General features: G+C 59.1%; 28 protein-coding genes and 1 pseudogene. 24 read left to right on the forward strand and 5 right to left on the reverse strand.

The features are described from left to right. Window positions 1-16: 16 nt before the first annotated feature. A complete protein-coding gene (locus ND528_RS13745) occupies window positions 17-694 on the reverse strand; it encodes an HD domain-containing protein (protein WP_263470522.1) in 678 nt (225 codons plus the stop codon). Window positions 695-919: 225 nt separating this feature from the next. Between ND528_RS13745 and ND528_RS13750 the strand changes: the two genes are divergently transcribed. From ND528_RS13750 to ND528_RS13795, 10 genes are all read left to right on the forward strand, one after another. Further along, entirely contained in the window at window positions 920-1,399 is a 480-nt protein-coding gene (locus ND528_RS13750) for a GNAT family N-acetyltransferase (protein ID WP_212616880.1), read from the forward strand. A gap of 159 nt (window positions 1,400-1,558) precedes the next feature. Continuing rightward, on the forward strand, window positions 1,559-2,221 hold the full coding sequence (locus tag ND528_RS13755; protein ID WP_330221314.1) for a hypothetical protein: 663 nt from the start codon (window positions 1,559-1,561) through the stop codon (window positions 2,219-2,221). Continuing rightward, complete coding sequence (locus ND528_RS13760) at window positions 2,218-2,712, forward strand: PAAR domain-containing protein (protein ID WP_039760120.1); 495 nt, start codon at window positions 2,218-2,220, stop codon at window positions 2,710-2,712. Before ND528_RS13755 ends, ND528_RS13760 begins: the two co-directional genes overlap by 4 nt. 6 nt (window positions 2,713-2,718) lie before the next feature. Next, window positions 2,719-3,459, forward strand: a complete 741-nt coding sequence (locus tag ND528_RS13765; RefSeq protein ID WP_263470524.1) for an alpha/beta hydrolase — start codon at window positions 2,719-2,721, stop codon at window positions 3,457-3,459. A 6-nt stretch (window positions 3,460-3,465) separates the two neighbouring features. Then, window positions 3,466-3,960 carry a hypothetical protein gene (locus tag ND528_RS13770; protein ID WP_016770963.1) on the forward strand — a complete coding sequence of 165 codons (495 nt, stop codon included), beginning with the start codon at window positions 3,466-3,468 and terminating at the stop codon, window positions 3,958-3,960. Between the two features lie 291 nt (window positions 3,961-4,251). Beyond that, entirely contained in the window at window positions 4,252-5,241 is a 990-nt protein-coding gene (locus ND528_RS13775; RefSeq protein WP_263470525.1) for a 2-dehydro-3-deoxygalactonokinase, read from the forward strand. 18 nt (window positions 5,242-5,259) lie between these two features. Continuing rightward, entirely contained in the window at window positions 5,260-5,880 is a 621-nt protein-coding gene (locus ND528_RS13780; protein WP_212616876.1) for a 2-dehydro-3-deoxy-6-phosphogalactonate aldolase, read from the forward strand. 61 nt (window positions 5,881-5,941) lie between these two features. Beyond that, window positions 5,942-7,090, forward strand: a complete 1,149-nt coding sequence (gene dgoD / locus ND528_RS13785; RefSeq protein WP_016770960.1) for a galactonate dehydratase — start codon at window positions 5,942-5,944, stop codon at window positions 7,088-7,090. A 173-nt stretch (window positions 7,091-7,263) separates the two neighbouring features. Further along, on the forward strand, window positions 7,264-8,574 hold the full coding sequence (locus ND528_RS13790) for an MFS transporter (RefSeq protein WP_263470526.1): 1,311 nt from the start codon (window positions 7,264-7,266) through the stop codon (window positions 8,572-8,574). A gap of 61 nt (window positions 8,575-8,635) precedes the next feature. Then, window positions 8,636-9,439 carry an IclR family transcriptional regulator gene (locus ND528_RS13795; protein ID WP_016770958.1) on the forward strand — a complete coding sequence of 268 codons (804 nt, stop codon included), beginning with the start codon at window positions 8,636-8,638 and terminating at the stop codon, window positions 9,437-9,439. 11 nt (window positions 9,440-9,450) lie between these two features. Here the strand turns inward: ND528_RS13795 and ND528_RS13800 are convergent, their stop codons facing one another. Continuing rightward, window positions 9,451-10,503 carry an NAD(P)-dependent alcohol dehydrogenase gene (locus tag ND528_RS13800; RefSeq protein WP_263470527.1) on the reverse strand — a complete coding sequence of 351 codons (1,053 nt, stop codon included), beginning with the start codon at window positions 10,501-10,503 and terminating at the stop codon, window positions 9,451-9,453. Between the two features lie 190 nt (window positions 10,504-10,693). Here ND528_RS13800 and ND528_RS13805 point away from each other — a divergent pair, with 190 nt between their 5' ends. Continuing rightward, entirely contained in the window at window positions 10,694-11,584 is an 891-nt protein-coding gene (locus ND528_RS13805; RefSeq protein ID WP_064361232.1) for an AraC family transcriptional regulator, read from the forward strand. Window positions 11,585-11,768: 184 nt separating this feature from the next. On the opposite strand, the gene ND528_RS13815 is transcribed toward ND528_RS13805, so the two are convergent. Continuing rightward, window positions 11,769-13,433 (reverse strand): electron transfer flavoprotein-ubiquinone oxidoreductase, encoded by a 1,665-nt coding sequence (locus tag ND528_RS13815; RefSeq protein WP_263470528.1) that lies wholly within the window; start codon window positions 13,431-13,433, stop codon window positions 11,769-11,771. A 550-nt stretch (window positions 13,434-13,983) separates the two neighbouring features. Between ND528_RS13815 and ND528_RS13820 the strand changes: the two genes are divergently transcribed. The 10 genes from ND528_RS13820 to ND528_RS13865 all read left to right on the forward strand — a co-directional run bounded on the left by ND528_RS13820 (window position 13,984) and on the right by ND528_RS13865 (window position 23,561). Continuing rightward, window positions 13,984-14,733: an electron transfer flavoprotein subunit beta/FixA family protein gene (locus ND528_RS13820; protein ID WP_007908338.1), complete on the forward strand. Its 750-nt coding sequence runs from the start codon at window positions 13,984-13,986 to the stop codon at window positions 14,731-14,733. After that, the gene (locus ND528_RS13825; protein WP_130911905.1) at window positions 14,734-15,663 is read left to right on the forward strand and encodes an electron transfer flavoprotein subunit alpha/FixB family protein; all 930 of its coding nucleotides are present in this window, start codon (window positions 14,734-14,736) and stop codon (window positions 15,661-15,663) included. An 81-nt stretch (window positions 15,664-15,744) separates the two neighbouring features. Continuing rightward, complete coding sequence (locus ND528_RS13830) at window positions 15,745-16,566, forward strand: substrate-binding periplasmic protein (protein WP_263470529.1); 822 nt, start codon at window positions 15,745-15,747, stop codon at window positions 16,564-16,566. A 9-nt stretch (window positions 16,567-16,575) separates the two neighbouring features. Continuing rightward, entirely contained in the window at window positions 16,576-16,938 is a 363-nt protein-coding gene (locus tag ND528_RS13835) for a DUF4398 domain-containing protein (protein ID WP_178084471.1), read from the forward strand. Then, complete coding sequence (locus ND528_RS13840; protein WP_101156315.1) at window positions 16,935-17,747, forward strand: OmpA family protein; 813 nt, start codon at window positions 16,935-16,937, stop codon at window positions 17,745-17,747. The genes ND528_RS13835 and ND528_RS13840 overlap by 4 nt, the downstream gene beginning before the upstream one ends. Window positions 17,748-18,098: 351 nt before the next feature. Then, window positions 18,099-19,538 (forward strand): aminotransferase-like domain-containing protein, encoded by a 1,440-nt coding sequence (locus ND528_RS13845; RefSeq protein WP_024013893.1) that lies wholly within the window; start codon window positions 18,099-18,101, stop codon window positions 19,536-19,538. A gap of 78 nt (window positions 19,539-19,616) precedes the next feature. Continuing rightward, window positions 19,617-20,090: a translation initiation factor 2 gene (locus ND528_RS13850; protein ID WP_263470530.1), complete on the forward strand. Its 474-nt coding sequence runs from the start codon at window positions 19,617-19,619 to the stop codon at window positions 20,088-20,090. Between the two features lie 162 nt (window positions 20,091-20,252). Beyond that, the gene (locus ND528_RS13855; RefSeq protein ID WP_263470531.1) at window positions 20,253-20,507 is read left to right on the forward strand and encodes a YkgJ family cysteine cluster protein; all 255 of its coding nucleotides are present in this window, start codon (window positions 20,253-20,255) and stop codon (window positions 20,505-20,507) included. A gap of 40 nt (window positions 20,508-20,547) precedes the next feature. Then, a complete protein-coding gene (locus ND528_RS13860) occupies window positions 20,548-21,153 on the forward strand; it encodes an START domain-containing protein (RefSeq protein WP_130911908.1) in 606 nt (201 codons plus the stop codon). Window positions 21,154-21,467: 314 nt separating this feature from the next. Then, complete coding sequence (locus ND528_RS13865; protein ID WP_137213868.1) at window positions 21,468-23,561, forward strand: LTA synthase family protein; 2,094 nt, start codon at window positions 21,468-21,470, stop codon at window positions 23,559-23,561. Between the two features lie 77 nt (window positions 23,562-23,638). Here the strand turns inward: ND528_RS13865 and ND528_RS13870 are convergent, their stop codons facing one another. Then, the gene (locus ND528_RS13870; protein WP_003183939.1) at window positions 23,639-23,791 is read right to left on the reverse strand and encodes a DUF3309 family protein; all 153 of its coding nucleotides are present in this window, start codon (window positions 23,789-23,791) and stop codon (window positions 23,639-23,641) included. Window positions 23,792-24,122: 331 nt separating this feature from the next. Here ND528_RS13870 and ND528_RS13875 point away from each other — a divergent pair, with 331 nt between their 5' ends. The 3 genes and pseudogenes from ND528_RS13875 (at window position 24,123) to csrA (ending at window position 25,652) form a co-directional block, all read left to right on the forward strand. After that, complete coding sequence (locus ND528_RS13875) at window positions 24,123-24,938, forward strand: SDR family oxidoreductase (RefSeq protein ID WP_263470532.1); 816 nt, start codon at window positions 24,123-24,125, stop codon at window positions 24,936-24,938. A gap of 64 nt (window positions 24,939-25,002) precedes the next feature. Continuing rightward, window positions 25,003-25,335, forward strand: a complete 333-nt coding sequence (locus tag ND528_RS13880; RefSeq protein WP_137213867.1) for a YnfA family protein — start codon at window positions 25,003-25,005, stop codon at window positions 25,333-25,335. A 132-nt stretch (window positions 25,336-25,467) separates the two neighbouring features. Continuing rightward, window positions 25,468-25,652, forward strand: a pseudogene (gene csrA / locus ND528_RS13885) (carbon storage regulator CsrA). Between the two features lie 4 nt (window positions 25,653-25,656). On the opposite strand, the gene ND528_RS13890 reads toward csrA, so the two are convergent. Further along, window positions 25,657-25,884 carry a YheU family protein gene (locus ND528_RS13890; RefSeq protein ID WP_003172962.1) on the reverse strand — a complete coding sequence of 76 codons (228 nt, stop codon included), beginning with the start codon at window positions 25,882-25,884 and terminating at the stop codon, window positions 25,657-25,659. Between the last annotated feature and the right edge of the window lie 2 nt (window positions 25,885-25,886).

Genomic DNA, 25,886 nt, shown 5'->3' on the forward strand with positions numbered 1-25,886 from the left:
GATCGACGAACGGTCTTCATTGATGTGGCGTGTTTGCTGTTTGGACGATGCCAATTTCCTCCTTGAACTGCTCCATGAAACCCTTCAGTCGTTGATGACGAATGTGCGCCAAGCGCTGACCGGTCACCGTTTGAAAACCGTCGGCCAGATGTAGCAGTTTGGTCTGGAAATGATCGAGGCAAAAACGCGTGTCGTCGTACTCGCGCTCAAGCGCTTCGGGATCCTCTGGGTCGTACAGCGCCGAGCCCATGCGCCCGGCCACATAGAAGGTTCGGGCAACACCGAGCATGCCCAGCGAGTCGAGGCGATCGGCGTCCTGGACGATTTTTGCTTCGAGCGTGATTGGGGTGATGTTGGCAGAGAAACTGTGGGCTTCGATGGCGTGGGCGACGTTGCTGATTTTCTCGTTGGGCCAGTCCAATTCCTTCAGCACGGATGAGGCTTTGTCCGCTGCCAGACGCGAAGCCTGCGCGCGCAATGGTGAGTTTTTTTCGACCGCTACGCAGTCGTGCAGCATCACGGCTGCCAGCAAGACTTCGAGATCGCCGCCTTCGGTTGCATGCAGGGTGCGGGCGTTATGCCAGACCCGTTGCAGGTGGGCGAGGTCGTGGGCGCCGTCATCCGAGGGTTCCAGTGCATGTGAGAGTAGCGCTGACGCCAGTGCTTCCATCGGCGCAAAACAGTTAACGGTCATAAGCATCCTTTCAGAATGTGCGGTATCAACTGTGGGAGCGAGCCTGCTCGCGAAAGCGTCATTTCAGTCAGACGTTGATTCAACTGACAGAATGCTTCCGCGAGCAGGCTCGCTCCCACAAGGGCAACAGTGTTCAGCAAATTGGGCAGGTCAGTATGTTTGCCATGTGACGAGCGCCGCTGCGCGCCTTAGTATGGCGCTTTAATTTGCACACAAGGCCCGTCCATGACGATCGAAATCCGCCCGGCGACCCCCAGCGATGCGCCGCAAATCCTCACCTTCATCACCGAACTGGCAGATTTCGAGAAGGCCCGTCACGAAGTCATCGCCAGCGTCGCTGACATCGAACGCAGCCTGTTCGGCGACGGCGCCACCGCCCACGGCCTGATCTGCCTGCGCGACGGCTTGCCGATCGGCTTCGCGGTGTTCTTCTTCAGTTACTCGACCTGGCTGGGCAGCAATTGCCTGTACCTCGAAGACCTCTACATCACCCCCGAACAACGTGGCGGCGGCGCCGGCAAAACCCTGCTGCGCCACCTGGCAAAAATCGCCTGCGCCAACGACTGCGGCCGCTTCGAATGGAGCGTGCTGGAATGGAACACCCCGGCCATCGAATTCTACAAGTCGCTCGGTGCGCAACCGCAGGAGGAATGGGTGCGGTATCGCATGGATGGCAAGGTGTTGCGCGAATTTGCCGAGGGCTGAGCACAATGATGGCAATCTACTGCTGATTCGGTTGTCGCCACTGCTCTAGTCCGGCATTCTGTGCGCCATTTTTGCGCGCTCACGGACGACACCTGCAATGTATCTGGCAAAATTTCTCCGCGCCTGTGGAGCCCTCGCTGCGTCAATGAGTGACCAGCTATGAGCGGACTGCAGGCGTCCATGCGTCTGTATGGTCTGGTGAAAACTACCGGCTCTTCTGACGACCCGAATCGACAGGCTGTCGAAATTCTCTGCATGGCCCAGCGCACCGGCGGCCTGGCTATTCGGGCTTTCGTGTCGCGGCTCGACGCCGAGTTGATGTCGCGCAGCGCCGGCCTCGGCGAATACCGTGTGGAAGCGCTGAGAACCTTTGATCCCACAGCGATTATCGACGCTCATCAAGGCTGGCTGATGCTGCACATCTGTTGCGGCTTCGTCGCTCTCGCCGGCCATTCTCTGTTGAAAAACGGTGCGTTGATCCCGATGGGCTGGCACGTCTACTCCGAAGTGGGGCGCTGGACCTCCAGGCATCATCTGGACCTTGGCGTGGAAATGGGCGACTTGCTGCAATCGACTTTCGAGCGCAATCACCTGCGCAACTACAACGCCTGGCTCAACGAACTTGATGAGGCAACGCCTGCCGAGTTGAGGTGGCAAGCCAACGAAGCCTGGCGTGCCATACAAACCGCGACATCACCTGAAAGCCGGGAGCATTGTCATGCTCTGTTCGACCCGGTCGACAATCGCTGGCGCTTTGCCGCGACCGACATCGACATCTGTCAGCCATCCCCGGCACCCCTTAAGCAAGGAGCTTTGAATTGAGTGGTAAACCCGCAGCGCGCGTCACCGACCCGACTGCTTGCCCATTGCCAGGTCACGGCACCAACCCGATTGTCTCCGGCTCGCCGGACGTATTCTTCGACGGCCTCGCTGCTGCACGCATGACCGATAAATCAGCGTGTGGCAGCCCTATCACCGGAGCGGTCTCCGGCACTGTTTTCATTAACGGCCTGAATGCCGCGATGCTCGATAGCACTGGTGGGCATGGCAATGTCGTGATCGGTGGCTCGGGCACGGTGATTATCGGCCAGAGCGGGGGAGGGGCCGCGTTTAGCGGGTTGCTGCCGATGCCGGTGCATTTCACTGACAGGTTGCAAGTAGTCAATCAGGACACCGGAGAGCCGGTCTCTTATCACCCTTACATCATTCAGCGGGGTGACGGCAGTGAAGAGTCTGGCGTGACGGATGCGGCGGGATTTACCCATACCGTCAGTTCGCACCTGGCTGAGACGATTAAATTATTTGTGGAGTAATTAGAGATGGCAAATGGAAGTGCAACAGCGGAGGCTCCACCACCGGCAATGGCGAAAAGGGATCCCGTGAGTCATACACTTACTTGCAAGACAGATCAATCGGTCAAGCAAGTAACAGTAAGCATCCGCAATGCAATGGTTTTTCTTGTTGGTGGAGCTGGCGATCAGGAACGGTATTACGTTGATGGTCCCAATCACAATGTCGACTATGTGCGAGACATGGTCGACGCGGACATCGAAGCGCTGGAGATACAGAAATCTTGTACGACGTTGCCCCTTGGTTATAACTCATTTATGAGTGAGGAGGATCTGGAGCGTAACGTTATTCGAAAAATTCCAAGTTGCAATACTGCGATTTATATCATCGGCCACAGTTTGGGTGGCTGGAACGGTGCTCATTTGTCTGCGGTTTTAACCGAGCGCGGTTTCAAAATAAAAATTTTGGTGACCCTGGATCCCGTAGGACACGGCAAAATCGTATATGGTATTTCGAAAATATATCGTCAGGTTCCCAAGCCTAAAGCGCAGTATTGGGTAAATATCAGGGCCGCTGCGGTCGATTGGAACCTGTCAGATCTGGTTGCAGACTTCGGTGAGCAATGGGAGATCTCCGAAGGGCCGAATGTCATGGGGCGGCTCGATATCAATCACGCAGATGCCAACTTTATGTATGCTCATGCCTTGCCCGGTGGAAAGTCAGCGCGACAGATTGTAGCGGAGTCAATATTCAAATGGATCAAGGGGTAACAGCCTATGAAGGTTTTGATCTTGGCAATATGTATATCGGTGCTCTCGGCTTGTTCTTTGAATCATGGCCGGCCCATTGCTAACCTTAAATACGAAAAGACAGAGCGGCTTCGTACTACCGGAATTTATCAAGTTTATTTCAAGTCCGACGTGGAACTTCTCGGCCTGTTCAAGTCGTCTATAGGGCGTGGACTGGTCTGCTCGTTGACAAGTGATCTTGATTTTTCTCAGGCACACCGAATTAAACAGTCCGGCTTCGGGTTTATCGAGAGGGTTTCCCCTGACTCGTTAATTTATAGGGCAGATGTCATTTTTGACGAGTCGGTAGACGATGAGGGGGGAGAAAGGCGCCTGAAAGGGGAAACACTGGATCCCTTTTTAAAAGCCAGAGATTCCTTTTCCTGTGTGTATAGAGTCCATTCCACTACATACAAGACGTATTTTTCCAAGATTATGCAGATACCTAGCGCGGATTTGCTGACAACTGGCCATGCAAAATGAAAGATATCCCGTCCGGCCTTGCCTCTTTCGAGGGCCGCTCTCCCTGAATTTCCCGACCGCAGCGGCATGGCGAACCTTGCATTTTTGTCCGTGCAAGCCTGACTCGGCCTTTCGCGGCATTCGATCGCCATTCGATGGCCATTCTTGCAGCCGGGGGGCGTTTTGAGCGAGGTGATACCGTTACTGTCGACGCGTCCCATAATATGGGATTGATATTTATATATTGAGATTTCGCATCCCTCGGGTTTATAGTCCATCGCACTCACTGCCAAAAACAAAACAGGTGAAGCGATGCAGGCGCAATTGATCGCGCTCGATTGGGGGACGACCTCATTACGTGCTTACAAACTCGCGGCGGACGGTGTGGTGCTGGAGCAGCGTGCGCTGTCGTCCGGGATCATGCAGTTGCCCAAGACCCCGCGAATCATCCACGGCCGTGAATGCGCCGATGGGTTTGAACTGGCCTTCGACGAGGCCTGTGGTGACTGGCTCGATGCGCAGCCGGATCTGCCGGTAATCGCTTGCGGCATGGTCGGCAGTGCGCAGGGCTGGCGCGAAGCGGCTTACTGCGAGACGCCGGCCGACGTCGCCCATCTCGGAAATTCCCTACAAACCGTTGTCAGTCTTTGCGGTACGCCGGTGCATATCGTCCCGGGCGTGATCCAGCGTTCGCGACTGCCCAATGTGATGCGCGGCGAAGAAACCCAGGTCCTCGGTGTGCTGCAAAGTCTGCCGGCCGAGGCCGGTAACGATCTGCTGATCGGTTTGCCAGGCAGTCACTCGAAATGGGTGGAAGTGGTCGATGGCCGCATCACTCATTTCGACACGTTCATGACTGGCGAAGTCTTCGCCGTACTCAGCGAACACAGCATCCTCGGCCGTACCCAGCAGCCGAGCCCGACCTTCGATGCGCAGGCGTTCGACCGCGGTGTGCAAATCGCGCTGTCGGCGGATGCCGAGCTCGGCGTGCTGTCGACCCTGTTCAGCGCCCGCACCCTCGGCCTCACCGGTGAACTGAGCCCGACTGCTCAGGCGGATTATCTGTCCGGCCTGATGATCGGCCATGAGCTGGCCGCGCTCGCCAATGTGCAGCGGCGCCGGCGCAATCAAGCAAATCTTCCATCGATCGTGCTCATCGGCAATGCGCAACTGTGCACGCGATATCGCCGTGCCCTCGACGCCTGCGGCTTTGCTCAGGTGACGTTGGCCGAGCAGGCCACCGAGCGTGGCCTGTGGCAACTGGCGCGTGCCGCCGGACTGATCGATTCCTCATCCCGTTAACCTGACTGGAGGCCTGACATGCTCAAGCAAGCATTGGCACAAAACGGTCTGATCGCGATTCTGCGTGGCCTGCAACCGCAGGAAGCGGCGGCTGTCGGAGAAGTCCTTTATTCCGCCGGATTTCGCGTCATCGAAGTACCGCTCAATTCCCCATCGCCGTACGAAAGTATCCGCATCCTGCGTGATGCGCTGCCCGCCGATTGCCTGATCGGTGCTGGCACGGTGCTCAGCCCCGAGCAGGTCGAGCAGGTCAAAGCTGCTGGCGGACAAGTGATCGTCATGCCGCACAGCGATGCCAAAGTATTGCGCGCGGCGAAAGCGGCGGGGCTGTACCTGTCGCCTGGCGTGGCTACGCCGACCGAAGCCTTCGCCGCACTGGCTGAGGGCGCGGACATTCTCAAGCTGTTTCCGGCCGAGCAAATGACCCCGGCAGTCGTCAAAGCCTGGCTCGCGGTGTTGCCAGCCGGCACGGTGCTGGCGCCGGTCGGCGGGATCACACCGGACAACATGCAGGCCTTTATCGATGCCGGTGTGAAAGGTTTCGGTCTCGGTTCCGGCCTGTTCAAACCGGGCATGACGCCCGAGCAGGTGGCGGTCAATGCCAAGGCCTATGTGGCTGCCTGGAAAGCCCTGCGTTAAGACTTTTTGGCGCTGTGCGCGCTGCATCTAATAAAAGCTGCATTTACAAAAGAGAGCAGAGATGAAAATCACCAAACTCACGACCTTCATCGTTCCGCCGCGCTGGTGCTTCCTCAAGGTCGAAACCGACGAGGGCGTGACCGGTTGGGGCGAGCCTGTGGTTGAAGGACGCGCGCATACCGTAGCTGCTGCGGTGGAAGAGTTGTCCGACTACCTGATCGGCAAAGACCCACGCAATATCGAAGACATCTGGACCGTGCTCTATCGCGGCGGCTTCTACCGTGGCGGCGCGATCCACATGAGCGCGCTGGCCGGTATCGATCAGGCACTGTGGGACATCAAGGGCAAGGCCCTCGGCGTGTCGGTCAGCGATCTGCTCGGTGGCCAGGTGCGCGACAAGATTCGTGTCTATTCGTGGATCGGCGGCGACCGGCCGGCCGACACCGCGCGTGCGGCGAAAGAAGCGGTGAGCCGTGGTTTCACGGCGGTGAAAATGAACGGCACCGAAGAGTTGCAGTTCCTCGACACCTTCGAGAAAGTCGACCTCGCCCTGGCCAACGTTGCCGCCGTGCGTGATGCGGTGGGGCCGAACGTCGGTATCGGCGTCGATTTCCACGGCCGCGTGCACAAGCCGATGGCCAAGGTGCTGATGAAGGAGCTCGACCCGTACAAACTGATGTTCATCGAAGAACCGGTGCTCAGCGAAAACTACGAAGCATTGAAAGAACTGGCGCCGCTGACCAGCACGCCGATTGCCCTCGGCGAGCGGCTGTTCTCGCGCTGGGACTTTAAACGGGTGTTGAGCGAAGGCTACGTCGACATTATCCAGCCGGATGCCTCCCACGCCGGCGGCATCACCGAAACCCGCAAGATCGCCAACATGGCCGAAGCCTACGACGTCGCGCTGGCGCTGCATTGCCCGCTAGGCCCGATCGCCCTGGCGGCGTGTTTGCAACTCGACGCGGCTTGTTACAACGCGTTTATCCAGGAGCAGAGCCTCGGCATCCATTACAACGAGAGCAACGACTTGCTCGACTATGTGAAGGATCCGCGCGTCTTCGACTACGACCAAGGCTTCGTCAAGATCCCGAACGGCCCGGGGCTGGGCATCGAGATCAACGAGGAGTACGTGATCGAGCGTGCGGCAGTCGGCCACCGCTGGCGCAACCCGATCTGGCGTCATGCCGATGGCAGCTTTGCCGAGTGGTGAGTACTGCCTGACACACCACCAATCCCTTGTGGGAGCGAGCTTGCTCGCGAATGCGGCAGGTCAGTCACATCGATGCCGGATGTGCCGCCGTCTTCGCGAGCAAGCTCGCTCCCACAGGATTCTGTTCAAGTCCCAAGACTGTCCTCAAACAAACATAAAAAGAGGCATCTCTCATGCAAACGCACACCCTCTCCGGGCAGGCGTCTTTAGTCACGCCTAGCCGCAAGCGATTTTTCATCATGGTGTTGCTGTTCATCACCGTGGTCATCAACTACCTCGACCGCAGCAATCTGTCGATTGCCGCGCCGGCGCTGACCAGTGAGCTGGGCATCGATCCGGTTCATGTCGGTCTGATCTTCTCCGCCTTCGGCTGGACTTACGCCGCGATGCAGATCCCCGGCGGCTGGCTGGTCGATCGCGTGCCGCCGCGCATCCTTTACAGCGTCGCGCTGCTGCTGTGGTCGGTGGCCACAGTGATGCTCGGTTTCGTCAGCAGCTTCATCGCCCTGTTCGTGCTGCGCATGGCCGTCGGTGCGCTGGAAGCGCCGGCCTATCCGATCAACAGCCGCGTGGTCACCACTTGGTTCCCTGAGCGCGAGCGCGCCACGGCGATCGGTTTCTACACTTCCGGACAGTTTGTCGGTCTGGCTTTCCTGACCCCGGTGCTGGCGTGGCTGCAACATGAGTTCGGCTGGCACATGGTCTTTGTCGCCACCGGTGCGGTGGGCATTCTCTGGGCGCTGATCTGGTACGCGGTGTATCGCGAGCCGCGCGATTTCAAAGGCACTAACCAGGCGGAAATCGACCTGATCCGCGAAGGCGGCGGGCTGGTCGATATCCAGGCCGAGGCGGCCAAGGTCAAAGCCAAATTCAGCTGGACCGATCTCAGTATCGTCCTCAGCAAGCGCAAGTTGTGGGGCATTTACCTTGGCCAGTTCTGCCTGAACTCGACGCTGTGGTTCTTCCTCACCTGGTTTCCGACCTATCTGGTGAAATATCGCGGCATGGACTTCATCAAGTCCGGCCTGCTCGCATCGCTGCCATTTCTTGCCGCGTTCGTCGGTGTGTTGTGCTCGGGATTCTTTTCCGACTTCCTGATCCGGCGTGGCTACACCGTGGGCTTCGCGCGCAAATTGCCGATCATTGGCGGGCTGTTGATCTCGACTTCGATCATCGGTGCCAACTTTGTCGAGTCGACGCCGCTGGTGATTGCCTTCCTCGCCCTGGCATTTTTCGGCAACGGTCTGGCGTCGATCACCTGGTCACTGGTGTCGACGCTGGCACCCGCGCGTTTGCTCGGTCTGACCGGTGGCGTGTTCAACTTCATCGGCAACCTCTCGGCGATCGCTACGCCGATCGTCATCGGCTTCCTCGCCAGCGGCGATTCGTTCGCCCCGGCGATCACCTACATCGCCGTGCTCGCGCTGGTTGGCGCCTTGTCCTACGTGCTGCTGGTGGGCAAGGTCGAGCGTATCGAGTTGTAGTGCTCTGCGTCGGGCGACCATAATGCCGCCCGTTCCTTCGCTCAACGGTAAAAGGCTGGATATGCAGGAAGACGCCCCGGAAAAAACCAAGGACGCCGCGCCCACCGGCACCCAGACGCTGCTGCGCGGCCTCGGTGTGGTGCAGGCAGTGGCCAGTGGCGCGCGTGATCTCAAGGAGATCGCCCGGCTGATCGGCACCACGCGCAGCACCACCCATCGTCTGGCCAGCTGTCTGGTCGACGAGCGTTATCTGCGCGTGGTGCCGCAAATCGGTTATCTGCTTGGGCCGAAACTGATCGAACTGGGCTTCCAGGCCCGCGAAGAGTTGCCACTGGTGACCCTGGCCGGGCCGTATCTGGACGAGCTCTCGGCACTGACCGGCGATACCGTGCACCTCGGAATCCGCGAAGGCGACGAAGTGCTGTACCTGCTGAAGAATCCAGGTCGCAACGGCCCGGAAATGCGCTCGCGGGTTGGCCATCGCATGCCGCTGGTGCGCACCGGTATCGGCAAGGCCTTGATGCTCGATGATTCGCCGCAGGATTGGCGGAGGCTGTACGACATCAGCCTGCCGGCGGGTGGCAAAAGTCAGTTCTGGCCGCAGCATCCCCAGCAGTCGTGGGAACAGCTTGAGCAGCGCATGGGCGAATACGTCGCCGGTGGCTACGCGTTCGATCTGGAAGACAACGAACCGTCGATCCGCTGCGTGGCGGCGCCGATTCGTGACGCGAGCAAGGGCATTGTCGCGGCGATCAGTATCGCCAGCACCGTGCCGTACATGCCGCTGGAAAAAATGGCCGAGTTGATCCCCCTGCTCAAAGGGGTCACAACCCGGCTGTCGGCGGAGCTGGGCTTGAAGGTGTAAGCCGTGAAGGTTTAAGCCTTCAGCGTCGCCATGTCGATGACGAAGCGGTACTTGACGTCACCGGCAATCATCCGCGCGTAGGCTTCGTTGATCTGGCGGATGTCGAGCATTTCGATGTCGCAGGTGATGTTGTGCTCGGCGCAGAAATCCAGCACTTCCTGGGTCTCGGCGATACCTCCGATCAAGGAGCCGGCCAGTACGCGGCGGCTCATCACCAGTTTGCCGGCGTGCACGGGCGGGTTCACCGGCTCGATCAGGCCGACCAGAATGTGCACGCCGTCGAAACGCAGGGTGTCGAGGTACGGGTTCAAATCGTGCTGCACCGGAATGGTATCGAGCAGGAAGTCGAAGTAGCCGGCCCCGGCCTTCATCTGCTCGGCATCGGTGGAGACGATGACGTGATCGGCGCCCTGACGGCGACCTTCTTCAGCCTTGCTCGCCGAGCGGGTGAACAGCGTGACTTCCGCGCCCATGGCCTTGGCGAACTTGATGCCCATGTGGCCGAGGCCACCCATGCCGAGAATCCCGACCTTGTCACCGGCCTTGACGCCGTAGTGCTTGAGCGGCGAGTAAGTGGTGATGCCGGCGCAGAGAATCGGTGCGGCGCTGGCCAGTGCCAGTCGTTCCGGGATACGCACAACGAAGTGCTCGCTGACCACGATGCTGTCGGAATAACCGCCCATGGTGTTGCTGCCATCGACCCGGTCCGGGGTGGCGTAAGTCATGGTCGGGCCTTCGAGGCAATATTGCTCGAGGTTCGCCTGGCAGGCTTCGCAGCTGCGGCAGGAATCGACCATGCAGCCGACGCCAACCAGATCGCCTACCTTGTGACGGGTGACATTCGCACCGACAGCGGTGACTTTTCCGACGATCTCATGGCCGGGCATCAGCGGATAAACGGCGATGCCCCATTCGTTGCGTGCCTGATGGATGTCGGAGTGGCAGACGCCGCAGTAGAGAATTTCGATCGCCACGTCGTCGGCGCGCGGGCTGCGACGTTCGAATTTCATCGGGGCGAGGGGCGTGGTGGCCGATTGGGCGGCATAGCCGATGGCGGTGTACATGGGTGACCTCGCAAAAACAGTGACAAGTGAGGCGGTGAATTCTGGGCGCCAGAGGCGGAGGCGGCCATGACGATTTCTCCGGGTCTCATGCCTAATCCTCCGGCATGCGGGTTTCGGCGATCGCATTGGCCAACGGATCTGCGATGATGTTTTCATCCCTTTTTCCGTGAATTTTACGAAGACCTATTCGATGCAGTTGACCCGTCATCTTGATGCCAATGCCCGGCTGGTTTCGTTGATCGAACCGCTGGCGCTGCGCGATGGCTACAGCCAGACCGGTCTGCCCGGTGTGCAGATTTTGCGCGCCAGTTGCGACGTCGCCCGTGGCCCGCATATCTACGAGCCGAGCCTGATGATCATCGCCCAGGGCAGCAAACTGGCGTTCCTCGGCCCACGAACCATGGAGTACGGCGCCGGGCATTATCTGATCCAGGCGCTGCCGGTGCCGTTCGAATGCGAAACCTTTGCCTTGCCCGATGCGCCATTGCTCGGTGTGTCGGTGGCGATCGATCGCGTCCTGCTCGGCGAACTGGTGCTGGCCATGGGGCTGGCGCCAGGTCGGCATATTCCGGCGCAGACGCCGGAGTCGATGACCTCGGTGGTGCTCGACGATGGCATGCGCGGTTGTGTCGAGCGGCTGCTCAGCTGTCTGCACGATCCGCTGGAATGCCAGATTCTCGGCCCGGCGCGGGTTCGCGAATTATTGTTCGTCGCGCTGCGCGGGCCGCAAGCGGATGTGTTGCGGGCGTTGGTCGAGCAACAAGGGCAATTCGCCCGGGTGGCGGCGTCTATCAGCCATCTGCATGCGCATTACACCGAGCCGCTGAATGTCGAGACATTGGCCGGTTGCGCGAACATGAGCGTGTCGACGTTTCATGAGCATTTCAAGCGCAGCACATTGTTGTCGCCGGTGCAGTATCTGAAGCGTTTACGTTTGTTGAAGGCGCAGACGCTGCTGGTGGCTGAAGGGCTGGGCGTGGCGCAGGTGGCGCATCGGGTGGGGTATCAGAGCACGTCGCAATTCAGTCGCGAATACAAGCGTTACTTCGAACGCAGTCCGGGGGAAGAGCGCGCTGCCTGATCCGCCGATAATCCCCTGTGGGAGCGAGCCTGCTCGCGAAGGCGCTGGATCAGTCGACATCATCTTTATATGACACACCGCTTTCGCGAGCAGGCTCGCTCCCACAGTTGTTTTGTGGTGGCAGAGGAATTTTGGGCAACAAAAAGGCCCCCATTTCGGGAGCCTTGTTGTTCAGCGTTTCGACTTACATGTTCGGGTAAGTCGGGCCGCCGGCACCTTCCGGTGCCACCCAGGTGATGTTCTGCGCAGGGTCCTTGATGTCACAGGTCTTGCAGTGCACGCAGTTCTGGGCGTTGATCTGGAAGCGCTTCTCGCCGTCTTCCTTGGTGATCACTTCGTATACGCCGGCCGGGCAGTAACGCTGCGCCGGTTCGTCGTACAGCGGCAGGTTCTTGCTGATCGGGATGCTCGGGTCGGTCAGCTTCAAGTGGCACGGCTGCTCTTCTTCGTGGTTGGTACCGGAGATGAACACCGAGCTGAGTTTGTCGAAACTCAGTTTGCCGTCAGGTTTCGGGTAGTCGATCTTCTTGCAGTCGGCCGCGAGCTTGAGGCAGGCGTAATCCGGCTTGGTGTCGCGCAGGGTGAACGGCAGTTTGCCGCCGAAGATGTTCTGGTCCAGCCAGTTGAAACCACCGCCGATGATTGCGCCGTACTTGTGAATCGCTGCGCCGAAATTACGGCTGGCAAACAGTTCTTCGTGCAGCCAGCTGTTCTTGAACGCGTCGACGTAAGAGGTCAGTTCGACGGTGCAATCCTGCTCGGCGAACAGCGCATCGGCTACCGATTCCGCCGCGAGCATGCCGGACTTCATCGCCGTGTGGCTGCCTTTGATCTTGGCGAAGTTCAGGGTGCCGAGGTCGCAACCGATCAGCGCGCCGCCCTTGAAGACCATTTTCGGCAGCGAGTTCAGGCCGCCCTTGGCGATGGCGCGGGCGCCGTAGCTGACGCGCTTGCCGCCTTCCAGATATTGCTTGAGCACCGGGTGATGCTTGAGGCGCTGGAACTCATCGAACGGCGACAGATACGTGTTGCTGTAGGACAGGTCGACGATCAGACCGACCACCACCTGATTGTTTTCCAGGTGATAGAGGAACGAGCCGCCGGTGTTCTCGGTGCCCATGATGTCCAGCGGCCAGCCGGCGGTGTGCACCACCAGGCCTGGCTGATGCTTGGCCGGGTCGATTTCCCAGATTTCTTTCAGGCCGATGCCGTAATGCTGGACGTCGGCATCGCTGTCGAGGTTGTAGCGCTTGATCAGTTGCTTGCCGATGTGGCCACGGCAGCCTTCGGCGAACAGCGTGTATTTGCCACGCAGTTCCATGCCCGGGGTGTACAGGCCTTCTTTCGGGTTGCCTTCGCGGTCGACGCCCAGATCACCGGTGATGATCCCGCGCACTACGCCGTTTTCATCGATCAACGCTTCCTGAGCGGCGAAGCCCGGGTAGATTTCTACACCCAGATTTTCAGCCTGCTGAGCCAGCCAGCGGCACAGGTTGCCCAGGGAAATGATGTAGTTGCCTTCGTTGTGCATGGTCTTGGGCACAAAGAAGTCAGGAATCTTCTGCGCATTGTCGGCGTTTTTCAGCACGAAAATGTCATCGCGTGTGACGGGCGTGTTCAGCGGCGCGCCGAGTGCTTTCCAGTCCGGGAACAGTTCGTTCAGGGCGCGGGGTTCGAACACCGCACCGGAGAGGATGTGTGCGCCGACTTCGGAGCCTTTTTCGACCACGCAGACGCTGATTTCCTTACCGGCGTCAGCGGCCTTCTGCTTCAAGCGGCAGGCGGCGGACAGACCAGCGGGGCCGGCACCGACGATGACGACGTCGAATTCCATGTATTCGCGTTCCACAGGCTATCTCCTACTCAAGGCTCAACAGTTTTTTTTCTAATATGGAGGTTTGATCTCGCATCCATATTGCCTTTACGTTAACGTCAAAGGGAATATTGGCGAATCCACCTTTCTCTCTAGGCGGCGCATTATATCTACACCACTCCGAGCGTCCAATACAAACGTTTGTTTGAATCGCCTCCAGCCCTGATAAATCAAAGAAGCGCGGCTTATGACAGGGCATTTTGGCGTATTGACCAGAATGGGCGTTCCGGTCAAGATACGGGCGGTTTTGCGCTCGCCGTAGGCAGACTGGCGGTTTCAAGAGCACCTCTAAAGACAGGGCACAGGCAGTAGACGGTGATGCGCAGCGCAAGTCCGGCGCGCAGTTTACACAGCGTGGGAATGAATGACCCGACAGTCACCCCTGACGAACGGTCACCTCCCTTCGCGAAGTGAATCACCTCACATTCAAGCCGGCGTTTTTAGAGGTGCCCTTGTCGCCCGATGAGCATCATCCGCCAGGTTCGCCTAGGCGACTTTCTTTTCACCGGAGAGTAACGAGGAATCCATGAAGGTTCTTGTAGCTGTCAAACGCGTTGTGGATTACAACGTCAAGGTCCGCGTCAAGGCGGACAATTCCGGCGTCGACCTCGCCAACGTCAAGATGTCGATGAACCCATTCTGCGAAATCGCCGTGGAAGAAGCCGTACGCCTGAAAGAGAAGGGCGTTGCGACTGAAATCGTCGTCGTCTCCATCGGCCCGACCACCGCTCAGGAACAGCTGCGTACCGCACTGGCTCTGGGTGCCGATCGCGCCATCCTCGTCGAATCCGCTGAAGACCTGACCTCGCTGGCCGTGGCCAAGCTGCTCAAGGCTGTCGTCGACAAGGAACAGCCGCAGCTGGTGATCCTTGGCAAACAGGCGATCGACAGCGACAACAACCAGACCGGCCAGATGCTCGCGGCATTGAGCGGCTACGGTCAGGGCACGTTCGCTTCGAAAGTCGAAGTCTCCGGCGACAGCGTTGCCGTGACCCGCGAAATCGACGGCGGCGCGCAGACCGTTTCGTTGAAACTGCCGGCCATCGTCACCACCGACCTGCGTTTGAACGAGCCGCGCTACGCGTCCCTGCCAAACATCATGAAAGCCAAGAAGAAGCCTCTCGAAGTGCTGACTCCGGACGCTTTGGGCGTTTCCACCGCCTCCACCAACAAGACTCTGAAAGTCGAAGCGCCGGCTGCACGTAGCGCGGGCATCAAGGTCAAGTCGGTGGCTGAACTGGTTGAAAAACTCAAGAACGAAGCGAAGGTAATCTAAATGACTATCTTGGTTATTGCTGAACACGACAACAAAGTGCTGGCCCCGGCCACGCTGAACACCGTGGCCGCTGCTGCCAAAATCGGCGGCGACATCAACGTACTGGTTGCAGGTCAGGGCGCAGGCCCGGTGGCCGAAGCCGCTGCGAAGATCGCTGGGGTGAGCAAAGTCCTGAATGCTGACAACGCCGCTTACGCGCATCAGCTGCCGGAAAACGTTGCTCCTCTGGTTGCAGAGTTGGGCAAGGGTTACAGCCACATTCTGGCTGCCGCCACTTCCAACGGCAAAAACATCCTGCCGCGCGTTGCTGCTGCGCTGGACGTTGACCAGATCTCCGAGATCATTTCGGTAGAAAGCGCTGACACTTTCAAGCGTCCGATCTACGCCGGTAACGCCATCGCCACCGTGCAATCGACCGCCGCGATCAAAGTGATCACCGTGCGTGCCACCGGTTTCGATCCGGTTGCTGCTGAAGGTGGTTCGGCTGCCGTTGAAGCTGTTGGCGCTGCGCACGACGCCGGTACCTCGAGCTTCGTCAGCGAAGAGCTGGCCAAGTCCGATCGTCCTGAGCTGACCGCTGCCAAGATCGTCGTCTCTGGCGGCCGCGGCATGCAGAACGGTGACAACTTCAAACACCTGTACGCCCTGGCCGACAAGCTTGGCGCTGCTGTTGGCGCTTCGCGCGCTGCGGTCGACGCAGGTTTTGTACCGAACGACATGCAGGTCGGTCAGACCGGCAAGATCGTTGCGCCACAGCTGTACATCGCCGTCGGTATCTCCGGCGCGATCCAGCACTTGGCCGGTATGAAAGACTCCAAAGTGATCGTTGCGATCAACAAGGACGAAGAAGCGCCGATCTTCCAGGTGGCCGATTACGGTCTCGTGGCGGATCTGTTCGAAGCAGTACCTGAGCTGGAGAAGCTGGTCTAATCCGGCGTCTTCACTTATAAAGAGCCCGGCCTGTTGGTCGGGCTTTTTTTTGTCTCGAATTTCAAGCGGGAGCGTTTTGCCATGGATCTGCGCTGCGGATGGTTGTTGGGATGGGTGCTGTTGCCAGGTCTGGCCACGGCCGCTGGCAAGTGCGAGCGCCTGGTTGTCACCGGCAGCCCGGATGCGCCGCCCTATCTGTGGCAGGACCCGCAAAATCCCAAGCGCTTGATCGGCGCCAGTGCCGATCTGTTGCAGCAAGTGGCCAAGGATCTGGGTATCAAAGTCGATCTGCTGTATGCCGGCAAACGCTCGCAGGCCCTTGATGAAGTGCGCAGCGGGCGCATGGACATGCTCGCCGACGCGCCGCTGACTGTGAATGAGCTGGAGAACCTCGACTACATCCATCCGCCACTGTTGGAAAACGATTACCTGGTGTGGACCCGCAAAGGTTCGACGCTGACCTACGGCGAGGCGATCGACCTGAAAGGCCATGCCGGTGCGGTGTCGGAAAAGTCTCGAATGACCCAGGCATTCGGCACTTTCGCTGAACAGAATCTGACCCTGACCCGCACAGCAAACCTTACCGAGGCACTACAGAAATTGCTGTTGGGCGAGGTGGAATATGTCCTCGCCGGACGTTACTCAGGCCTGGCCGCCGCGCAGACATTGGGCATGACCAGCGATCTGCTGGCGTTCGAACAACCCATCGACCGGCCGGGTCTGTTCCTCGCGGTTTCGCATAACTCGGCCTGCAACGATCCGTGGTTGCGCGGACAGCTCGCCAAAAAGATGACAGAATTGCCCGCATCCGGACTGACGGAAGCCTCGCTGCAACGCAACATCGAGCGCTGGAAGGCGCAACAGCAGCAGCCGCCACAACCTGTCAGTGCCCCAAAACAGTAGGGATTCTTAGTGAGTATTCGACCTCTTTTCGCGGCTGTGGCCGTTCTGGCCCTGGCCGGGTGCGCATCCGATCCGGCACCCACTGAACAAATGCGTTTGACCGAACAAGCCATCGTGCAGGCCAAGGCAGTGGGCGCCACCGCTGACGAAGTGCCGGAAATGCAACTGGCGGAAACCAAGTACAGCCGCGCCAAAGGCAACATGGCCGACGAGTCCTATCGCAACGCGCGCATGCGTGCCGAGCAGGCTGAACTGGATGCACGTCTGGCTGAAGCCAAGGTGCTGACGAAAAAAAGCGAAGAGCAGCTGAATGTGCTCAATACCCGCATTGTCCGCCTGCGCAAGCAGCTGCAACTGGGGGAAGCGCAATGAGCCTCAAGTCCAACGCTCTGGGCATTCTGCTTCTTGCCGGTTGCGCCAGCCTGTACGGCTGCGCCGGCCAGCACAGCGAGGCGGCACTGCAACAGGCCGGCGCTGATTTCCAGAAGGTCAAGGAAGATTCCAACGTCCTGCGCATCGCGCCGAAAGACGTGATCCGCGCCGGCGAATCCCTGGCCCGCGCCGATCGACTGTCGACCTATTGGGGCAGCGGTGCCGACGTGGTGCATTACGCCTACCTGAGCCAGCGCTACAGCGAAATCGCCCGCGAACACACCAATCAGGCGCTCAATGAGGAGCGCGCCGCCAAGCTCGAGCTTGAGCGGCAACGCCTGCAACTGGCCCTGCGCGAATCGAAGCTGCTTAGCGTGCAGCAGCAGGGCAAGTGGCTGGAGGAACAAATCGTGGCGCTGGCCACTACACAGACTGATCGTGGTCTGGTCATGACCCTCGGCGACGTGTTGTTCGACACCGGCCAGGCGGAACTGAAAAACTCGGCCAACCGCGTCGTGCTGAAGATCGTCCAGTTCCTGCAACTGAACCCCAAGCGCGTGGTGCGCATCGAGGGTTACACCGACAGCACCGGTGGCAAGCAGGAAAACCTCAAACTGTCTCGCGATCGTGCGCAGTCGGTGGCTGACGTGCTGGTCGATCTGGGTATCGACGAAAAACGCATTCAGGTCGAAGGTTACGGCGATCAGTTCCCGGTCGACGCCAACGCCTCCGAGCGTGGACGGGCGCAGAACCGCCGTGTGGAAATTGTGTTCTCCGACGAAAAAGGCCAGCTCGGCGCCGCCCGCTGATCATCACCATCGCCTGTTGGAGCTGTGTAGGAGCTGTGTAGGAGCTGACGAGTGCAACGAGGCTGCGATCTTTTGACCTTCAAAAGCAAAAGCAGAATCAAAAGATCGCAGCCTCGTTGCACTCGTCAGCTCCTACAGGCTCCTACAGGCTCCTACAGACTCCGACAAGCCCGGACTGTCATGCAGTGCCGGGCTTTTTTACGTCTGTCGATTGCCGCGCAAAACCGTACAGATGGGGCAGACACCACACTGTATGGTCGAGTAATCTGGCAACTGTCCCAGTACACTTCTAAACTGTTCCGGTATTGTTTCAGACAAGAATAAAACGCCCGTGAAATCGAGTGCTGCGTCATGACCAATCTCTTGCTCTACCAACGTATTGCTCAGCAACTGGCCGAAGACATCCGCCGTGGTGTTTATCAACCGGGGGAGCGCGTGCCTTCGGTGCGCAAGATGAGTTCGCAGCTCAACGTCAGTCATGCGACGGTACTGCAGGCTTACGCCAATCTCGAAGATCAGGGCCTGATCCGCGCCCGTCCGCAATCAGGTTATTACGTACACCAGACCCCGGCGCTGACCGCGCCGACGCCGGACATCGCCCGGGTCGAGCGGCCGGGGCTGGTCACCCGCAGCAGCATCATTCAACAGGTATTGGTCGAGTCCCGCCGCGAAGGTGTGTTTCCGCTGGGCGCTGCGGTGCCGAGCGTTGACTACTTGCCGGTGCGTGCGCTGCATCAGCAACTGGCCAAGGTCACCCGGTTCCACAGCCCTCGGGCGTTCAGCTACATGTTCAGCCCCGGTTTCGAACCGCTGCGCCGGCAAGTCGCGATTCGCATGCGTGACGCTGGCGTGGTGGTCGATCCGTCGGAAGTGGTGATCACTCACGGCTGTGTCGACGCCTTGCAGATGTCATTGCGTGTGCTGACCCGGCCGGGCGATCTGATCGCCGCCGAATCACCGACCTATTACGGCCTGCTGCAACTGGCCGATCTGCTCGGCCTGAAAGTTATCGAAATCCCCAGCGACCCTGCCACCGGCATGAGCCTCGAGGCCTTGCAACTGGCCGCCAACCAATGGTCGATCAAGGCGCTGGTGCTGACCACGCGCCTGAGCAATCCCCTCGGCGGGACCATGCCGGAAGAGCGGCAGAAACAGTTGCTGCGGCTGGCCTCGGATTTCGACATTCAGATTGTCGAAGACGATATCTACGGCGAACTGATGTTCGAACAGGGCCGTACCAAGGCACTGAAGGCCTACGATCGTCTGGATCGGGTGATCTACTGCTCGAGCTTCTCCAAAACCCTGTCGCCGGGTGTACGCATCGGCTGGATGATTGCCGGCAAGTACCAGCAGGAAATTCAGCGCCTGCAAACCTTCAGTACCCATTCGGCGTGTAGCGTCACGCAGATGGCGATTGCCGCGTATCTGGAAAACGGCGGTTATGACCGGCATTTACGCTACATCCGCCAGGAATATCGGAAAAACCTCAGTGCGTTTCAGCTGGCGGTGCAGCAGCACTTCCCCGAGGGCACGCAAATGTCCCGGCCCACGGGCGGTTTTATCCTCTGGGTGAGTTTGCCGGGGCGGGTCAACACCCAGGAATTGCATGTTCGCGCGCTGCAACAAGGCATCAGCATCGCGCCGGGGCTGATCTTCAGTAACACCGAGCAGTTCAACCACTGTATCCGCCTCAATTGCGGCATTCCGTGGAACCGCGAAGCGGAGCGGGCGCTGATGACGCTGGGTCTGTTGGCCACCCAACTGTGTCAGGAAACCGCTGGCGGATTCTGAACGAGGAGGGAGGTGATGCTTGTCATGTGACGCACAACAGGCGAGCATGTGGCCCTCTGCCGTTAGTTCGTTGGGTCCATGAAAGCGATTGTTCCTGCCGCGTGGGTATTGCTGGGTTTGCTGATGGTCGGTCAGGCACCGGGTGTCCTGGCGGCCGCAGCCCAGGAAAAACCGGCAGCGACCAGTACCACGAACAAAGCTACCAAAACCGCGGCTCCGGCAAAAAAAGCCCAGGCGAAAAAAAACGCCACGGTGAAAAAGCGCCGCCCGGTGGCTTCGAAGTCGAAATCCGCCAGCGAAGTAGCGAAGACCAAATTGCCGTCGGCAAAACTCGATCTCAGCCTGCCCAAGGATATGGTTGAAGAGTTGAAGCCAGAGGGCGCCGTGGAGCTGCCCAAGCGCGAGGCGATCCTGCCGCAGATGTTTGGCGAGAAAGACAACGGCTTCCAGCTCAACGGCCGCTTGCTCAGCAACGAAATGCAGCTGCAACTGCGCAACGAAGCACGGCGCGATGTCGAAGGCGCGGCGCTGGATTTTGAATTCAAGCAATAGATGCAGCACTCTGCAACGCGCAGAGCAGACGCTTCGTCGGAGACTGCCCGGTCACTTTTACTTATCATTGAAAAGCCGCTCGTAGCAATTTGAAACAGTCGTTTTAGCGGTTACTCTGTTCCCGTCTCTATACACATCGCCCGTCGCGAGGATCTGTTCGTCATGAAATGCCGTGAAGGCTGTGGCGCTTGCTGCATTGCCCCCTCCATCAGTTCGTCGATCCCCGGCATGCCCGATGGCAAACCCGCCGGCGAACGTTGCGTGCAACTGTCGGTCGATAATCTGTGCAGCATTTTCGGCCGTCCGGAACGCCCGGCCGTCTGCTCGGGCTTCGCTGCGGATGTCGAGGTCTGCGGCAGCAGTTCGGAAGAAGCGATCAGATTGATAGGCTGGTGGGAGCAGATGACGGCGGCGTGATGTGTTCACCAACGGAACTTCAACAATAAGGAATAACACTATGGGTTCGCTGCACCGTATCGCTGTGTTGTGTGGTCTGACTGCCGTACTTGCCACTTCGGTCGCCCAGGCGGAAGACTGGAAAGTTGCCAAGAACGAAGATGGCATCAAGGTTTCCCTGAGTGAAATACCCGGTTCGGACTACAAGTCCTATCAGGGCGTCGCGCTGATGAAGACCACCGTCGCCAAACTGCGCGCCTTGCAGGAAGACGTCTCGGGCGCCTGTGCCTGGATTCACGAATGCAAGAGCCAGAAACTGCTCAAGCACGAAGGCGATCTGAGCTGGACCTATTCGCAATTCAACACGCCATGGCCGGTGACCCCGCGTGATTCGGTGCTGAAGATCACCACTATTGAAGGCGCCGATGGCAGCCTGACCCGTAATCTTGAAGGTGTGCCGACCTACCTGCCGGAAGAAAAAGGTTTCGTCCGGGTCCAGCAAGTCAAAGGCTTCTGGAAGTTCGTGCCGAAAGGCGATCAGGTTGAAGTAACTTATCAAGTGCACACCGAGCCGGGTGGCAGCGTGCCGGCCATGGTCGCCAACAAGTTTGTTGTCGATGCGCCATTCAATACCCTGAAAGCGCTGAAACAACGCGCCGAGAAATAACCTTCACGCTCTAAGCAAAACGCCCCGACCGGTTCGGGGCGTTTTGTTTTGTCTCTAAATTGTATTTCCAGATATTCGTTGCACGAAATTTTCACAAAGTCTCCAAGACAATCCGCCCGCACTTGTTGCCTGCCATAGTGCCGCCAGCCCTTTGCATGAAAGTCTCGAAGAGCAAGGCAGTATTCAATGGCAATGGTGTGAACGATCGTGCAACATTTGCGCACCGCGCACGCCCCGGGGTCTGGAATGACCAATAGAGGGCCTGGCGCCGCTGTATTTTTGCAACTTCAACTTCCAATGGGTCCTAAAACGACATGGCAAACCCGGACGCCCTGAATCAGCAGCGATCTTCTGCTCGCCTGCTGCAACCGACCGTCAAATCGCATCTGGCCTACACGCTGTTGTGCGCACTGGTCATGATGGTCATGTTTTCCGCGCTGCGCCTTGCGCTGCTGGTCTACAACCGCGAGATGATCCTCGACACGCCGGCAGCGACCTTCCTCGAAGCGTTCGTCAACGGTCTGCGTTTCGACCTGCGCCTGGTGGTGTACCTGTGCATTCCGCTGGTGCTGGCGCTGTTCAGTGCCCGGGCCATGGCCGCGCGCGGTTTCTTCCGCCTGTGGCTGACCATCGCATCGAGCATCGCCCTGTTCCTCGGCCTGATGGAGATGGACTTCTACCGCGAGTTCCACCAGCGCCTCAACGGTCTGGTATTCCAGTATGTGAAGGAAGACCCGAAAACCGTGATGAGCATGCTCTGGTACGGCTTTCCGGTGGTGCGCTACCTGCTGGCGTGGGTGATCGGCACCGTGATCCTGACACTTGCCTTTAAAGGCGCTGACCGTGCCACCCGCCCGCGCGGCCCTTTCAGCGGTGGCAGCGTCGGCACCCGTCAGATCGCGCCGTGGTACACCCGTCTCGCGGTGTTCGTGGTCTGCCTGTTGATCTGTGTGGTTGCCGCCCGTGGCACCCTGCGTCAAGGCCCGCCGATGCGCTGGGGTGACGTGTACACGACTGATTCCAACTTCGCCAACCAGCTCGGTCTCAACGCCACGCTGTCGCTGATCGAAGCCGCCAAGTCGCGCATGGGCGAGGATCGCGACAATATCTGGAAGGCCACGCTGCCGCAGGAACAGGCGCAGAAAATCGTCCGTGACATGCTGCTCATGCCTGACGACAAACTGGTCGACGCCGATATTGCTGCCGTGCGCCGTGATTACACGCCGCCAGCCGACAAGACCCTGCCGATCAAGAACGTCGTCGTGATCCTGATGGAAAGCATGGCCGGTCACTCGGTTGGCGCCTTGGGTGCTCCGGGCAACATCACGCCTTACCTGGACAAGCTGTCCAAGGAAGGCCTGCTGTTCGACCGTTTCTTCTCCAACGGCACCCACACCCACCAGGGCATGTTCGCGACCATGGCCTGCTTCCCGAACCTGCCTGGCTTCGAATACCTGATGCAGACCCCGGAAGGCAGCCACAAGCTGTCCGGCCTGCCGCAGGTGCTCAGTGCCCGCGACTACGACGACGTGTACGTCTACAACGGCGATTTCGCCTGGGACAACCAGTCGGGCTTCTTCAGCAACCAGGGCATGACCAACTTCGTTGGCCGCAACGACTTCGTCAATCCGGTGTTCTCCGATCCGACCTGGGGCGTTTCCGACCAGGACATGTTCGATCGTGGCCTGCAGGAACTGAAGGCGCGGGAAAACGGCAAGCCGTTCTACGCGCTGCTGCAAACCCTGTCCAATCACACGCCGTACGCCTTGCCGACGCCGTTGCCGGTCGAGCGTGTCACTGACCGTGGCAGCCTCAACGAACACCTGACCGCCATGCGCTACTCCGACTGGGCGCTCGGCCAGTTCTTCGAGAAGGCGCGCAAAGAGAAGTACTTCAACGAAACCCTGTTTGTCATCGTCGGCGACCATGGCTTCGGCAACGAGCGCCAGATCACCGAAATGGACCTGGGGCGCTTCAACGTGCCGATGCTCATGATCGCTCCGGGCATTCAGCAGAAGTTCGGTGCCCGTGACCACACCGTGGGCACGCAGATCGACATCGTGCCGACCATCATGGGCCGTCTCGGTGGTGAAGTGCGTCACCAGTGCTGGGGTCGTGACCTGCTCAACCTGCCGCAGGGCGACACCGGTTTCGGTGTGATCAAGCCATCGGGCAGCGAGCAGACCACGGCCATCGTCACCGCCGACCAGATTCTGGTGCTGCCGCGTGACAAGGACATGGGGCCGAAAATCTGGCAATACCAACTCGGTGCCAACCCGCACGCCGAAGTTGTGCCGGACGCGCCGCGCACTGCCGAACTCAGACTCAAACTTGAAGCGTTCCTGCAAACCGCGACCAAGAGCCTGCTCGACAATACCGCCGGTGTGATTCACGGCACGCCGGAGTGATGCCGGGTTAACAAAAAGTCTACGCAATAAAAAAGAGGCCCTTGAACAAGGGCCTCTTTTTTTACAGCTTCAAATCGTCATATCTTGCCGAGTAACAACAGCACCAGCAGCACGACCAACACCACGCCGATAATGCCCGACGGGCCATAACCCCAACTTCTGGAGTGCGGGAAGACCGGCAGACCACCGATCAGCAACAGGATCAGGATGATGATTAGAATTGTGCCCATGGGTGATTTCCTTGTTCAGAGTCTGGAAGAGTCTTGATGCTCAGTGGGCAGCTGGAGAGCAACTAAATACCAGCCGACTTACATGTTCCGACTTGCGTCAGTGAAAAATAATTCAATGTTTTTTTAATGTATTTGGATTGCTCGGTTATTTCCTTTCCAGCAAAAAGATCGCAGCCTCGTTGCACTCGTCAGCTCCTACAGGGGAGCAACCGGAAAACGATGACGGCAGTAATCTTTTGATCCTCCATTCAGCAACTGGATGGAGCGTGGGTGGCGGTAGAACCTTCGCTACACTCGGCGCATCTCTCCCGGAACAACAAGGCTGTCCGCTATGCAAAATCGCATGATGATCACTGGTGCAGGCTCAGGCCTGGGTCGCGAAATCGCCCTGCGCTGGGCCCGTGAAGGCTGGCGGCTGGCCTTGTCCGATGTCAGTGAGCCCGGCCTGCAGGAAACCCTGAAGCTGGTGCGCGAGGCGGGCGGTGACGGTTTCATCCAGCGCTGCGACGTGCGTGATTACAGCCAGCTCACCGCATTTGCCCAGGCCTGTGAGGAGAAGCTCGGCGGCATCGACATCATCGTCAACAATGCCGGGGTCGCCTCGGGCGGATTCTTCAGCGAGTTGTCGCTGGAAGACTGGGACTGGCAGATCGTGATCAACCTGATGGGTGTGGTCAAGGGCTGCAAGGCGTTCCTGCCGCTGCTGGAACAAAGCAAGGGCAAGATCATCAACATCGCCTCTATGGCCGCGTTGATGCAAGGTCCGGCGATGAGCAACTACAACGTGGCCAAGGCCGGTGTGGTGGCGTTGTCGGAAAGTCTGCTGATCGAACTGGCGCAGCAGGAAGTGGCGGTGCATGTGGTTTGCCCGTCCTTCTTCCAGACCAACTTGCTCGACTCTTTCCGCGGGCCGACGCCGGCAATGAAAGCCCAGGTTGGCAAGTTGCTGGAAAGTTCGCCGATCAGTGCAGCCGACATCGCTGACTACATCTATCAGCAAGTCGCCGCTGGCGAGTTCATGATCCTGCCCCACGAACAAGGGCGCATGGCCTGGGCGCTGAAACAGAAGAATCCGCAACTGCTCTACAACGAAATGACTTCCATGGCCGAGAAAATGCGCGCCAAGGCCAAACAAAACAACGTTTGATCTTGTTCGATGCCCGCTGCGTCGTTAGGGTGGCCGCCAACGGTCACCCTGTCGAGAGGCGTTCATGCTCAATTACTTGTGGTTCTTCCTCGCGGCGCTGTTTGAAATCGCCGGCTGTTTTGCGTTCTACATGTGGCTGCGCCAGGGCAAGAGTGCTTTGTGGGTGATACCCGCGTTGCTCAGCCTGACCCTGTTCGCGCTATTGCTGACCCGTGTTGAAGCGGCCTACGCCGGGCGCGCCTATGCGGCGTATGGCGGGATCTACATCGTTGCTTCGATTGGCTGGCTGGCGGTGGTCGAGCGGGTGCGTCCGCTGGGCTCGGACTGGATCGGCATGGCGCTGTGCTTGGTTGGTGCCAGCATCATTCTGTTCGGGCCGCGCTTTTCCGCCGCCTGATTTTCTGTGCGAAGCGTCTGACAGCTGCGGGCGTGGGTGCGTGTAGGGCAAGACTGATTTGCTCGTCGTGCATTGTGCAGCCGCTGTAAGCCGCGCATCTTCAGGGTTTGCCAGTCCTGAAGGATGAATCCCATGCTTGTACTCAGCCGTGTGGTCGGTGAGTTGATTTCAATCGGAGACGACATCACCCTGCGTGTCCTGTCGGTCAACGGCTCCAGCGTGCGCTTCGGCGTCGAGGCGCAAAGAAAGTCCATGTGCACCGCGCCGAGGTCTACGACCGGATCAAGCGCAAGGAGGCCGCAGCGAAGGCTGGCTGACGGTTCAGTCGAACAGGTGCTTGGGTACGTCGTGCTTGAGCATCAGCTGGCACTGTTCGCTTTCCGGGTCGAACACGATCAGGGCCTGGCCCTTGGTCAATGCCTGGCGTACGCGCAGGACGCGGGTTTCCAGCGGGGTGTCATCGCCGTTGTCGGTACCGTCGCGGGTGACGAAGTCCTCGATCAGGCGGGTGAGGGTGTCGACTTCAAGCGCGTCGTGGGGAATGAGCATGG

This window comes from Pseudomonas mercuritolerans (assembly GCF_025706525.1).
Taxonomy (GTDB): Bacteria; Pseudomonadota; Gammaproteobacteria; order Pseudomonadales; family Pseudomonadaceae; genus Aquipseudomonas; species Aquipseudomonas mercuritolerans.

Coding starts and splice junctions, on each gene's coding strand:
- ND528_RS13745 (WP_263470522.1), bottom strand. CDS start 694: ATGACCGTTAACTGTTTTGCGCCGATGGAAGCACTGGCGTCAGCGCTA.
- ND528_RS13790 (WP_263470526.1), top strand. CDS start 7,264: ATGCAAACGCACACCCTCTCCGGGCAGGCGTCTTTAGTCACGCCTAGC.
- ND528_RS13780 (WP_212616876.1), top strand. CDS start 5,260: ATGCTCAAGCAAGCATTGGCACAAAACGGTCTGATCGCGATTCTGCGT.
- dgoD (WP_016770960.1), top strand. CDS start 5,942: ATGAAAATCACCAAACTCACGACCTTCATCGTTCCGCCGCGCTGGTGC.
- ND528_RS13850 (WP_263470530.1), top strand. CDS start 19,617: ATGAAAGCGATTGTTCCTGCCGCGTGGGTATTGCTGGGTTTGCTGATG.
- ND528_RS13805 (WP_064361232.1), top strand. CDS start 10,694: ATGCAGTTGACCCGTCATCTTGATGCCAATGCCCGGCTGGTTTCGTTG.
- ND528_RS13845 (WP_024013893.1), top strand. CDS start 18,099: ATGACCAATCTCTTGCTCTACCAACGTATTGCTCAGCAACTGGCCGAA.
- ND528_RS13775 (WP_263470525.1), top strand. CDS start 4,252: ATGCAGGCGCAATTGATCGCGCTCGATTGGGGGACGACCTCATTACGT.
- ND528_RS13890 (WP_003172962.1), bottom strand. CDS start 25,884: ATGCTCATTCCCCACGACGCGCTTGAAGTCGACACCCTCACCCGCCTG.
- ND528_RS13855 (WP_263470531.1), top strand. CDS start 20,253: ATGAAATGCCGTGAAGGCTGTGGCGCTTGCTGCATTGCCCCCTCCATC.
- ND528_RS13870 (WP_003183939.1), bottom strand. CDS start 23,791: ATGGGCACAATTCTAATCATCATCCTGATCCTGTTGCTGATCGGTGGT.
- ND528_RS13770 (WP_016770963.1), top strand. CDS start 3,466: ATGAAGGTTTTGATCTTGGCAATATGTATATCGGTGCTCTCGGCTTGT.
- ND528_RS13750 (WP_212616880.1), top strand. CDS start 920: ATGACGATCGAAATCCGCCCGGCGACCCCCAGCGATGCGCCGCAAATC.
- ND528_RS13765 (WP_263470524.1), top strand. CDS start 2,719: ATGGCAAATGGAAGTGCAACAGCGGAGGCTCCACCACCGGCAATGGCG.
- ND528_RS13860 (WP_130911908.1), top strand. CDS start 20,548: ATGGGTTCGCTGCACCGTATCGCTGTGTTGTGTGGTCTGACTGCCGTA.
- ND528_RS13795 (WP_016770958.1), top strand. CDS start 8,636: ATGCAGGAAGACGCCCCGGAAAAAACCAAGGACGCCGCGCCCACCGGC.
- ND528_RS13830 (WP_263470529.1), top strand. CDS start 15,745: ATGGATCTGCGCTGCGGATGGTTGTTGGGATGGGTGCTGTTGCCAGGT.
- ND528_RS13865 (WP_137213868.1), top strand. CDS start 21,468: ATGGCAAACCCGGACGCCCTGAATCAGCAGCGATCTTCTGCTCGCCTG.
- ND528_RS13820 (WP_007908338.1), top strand. CDS start 13,984: ATGAAGGTTCTTGTAGCTGTCAAACGCGTTGTGGATTACAACGTCAAG.
- ND528_RS13840 (WP_101156315.1), top strand. CDS start 16,935: ATGAGCCTCAAGTCCAACGCTCTGGGCATTCTGCTTCTTGCCGGTTGC.
- ND528_RS13875 (WP_263470532.1), top strand. CDS start 24,123: ATGCAAAATCGCATGATGATCACTGGTGCAGGCTCAGGCCTGGGTCGC.
- ND528_RS13825 (WP_130911905.1), top strand. CDS start 14,734: ATGACTATCTTGGTTATTGCTGAACACGACAACAAAGTGCTGGCCCCG.
- ND528_RS13755 (WP_330221314.1), top strand. CDS start 1,559: ATGAGCGGACTGCAGGCGTCCATGCGTCTGTATGGTCTGGTGAAAACT.
- ND528_RS13880 (WP_137213867.1), top strand. CDS start 25,003: ATGCTCAATTACTTGTGGTTCTTCCTCGCGGCGCTGTTTGAAATCGCC.
- ND528_RS13800 (WP_263470527.1), bottom strand. CDS start 10,503: ATGTACACCGCCATCGGCTATGCCGCCCAATCGGCCACCACGCCCCTC.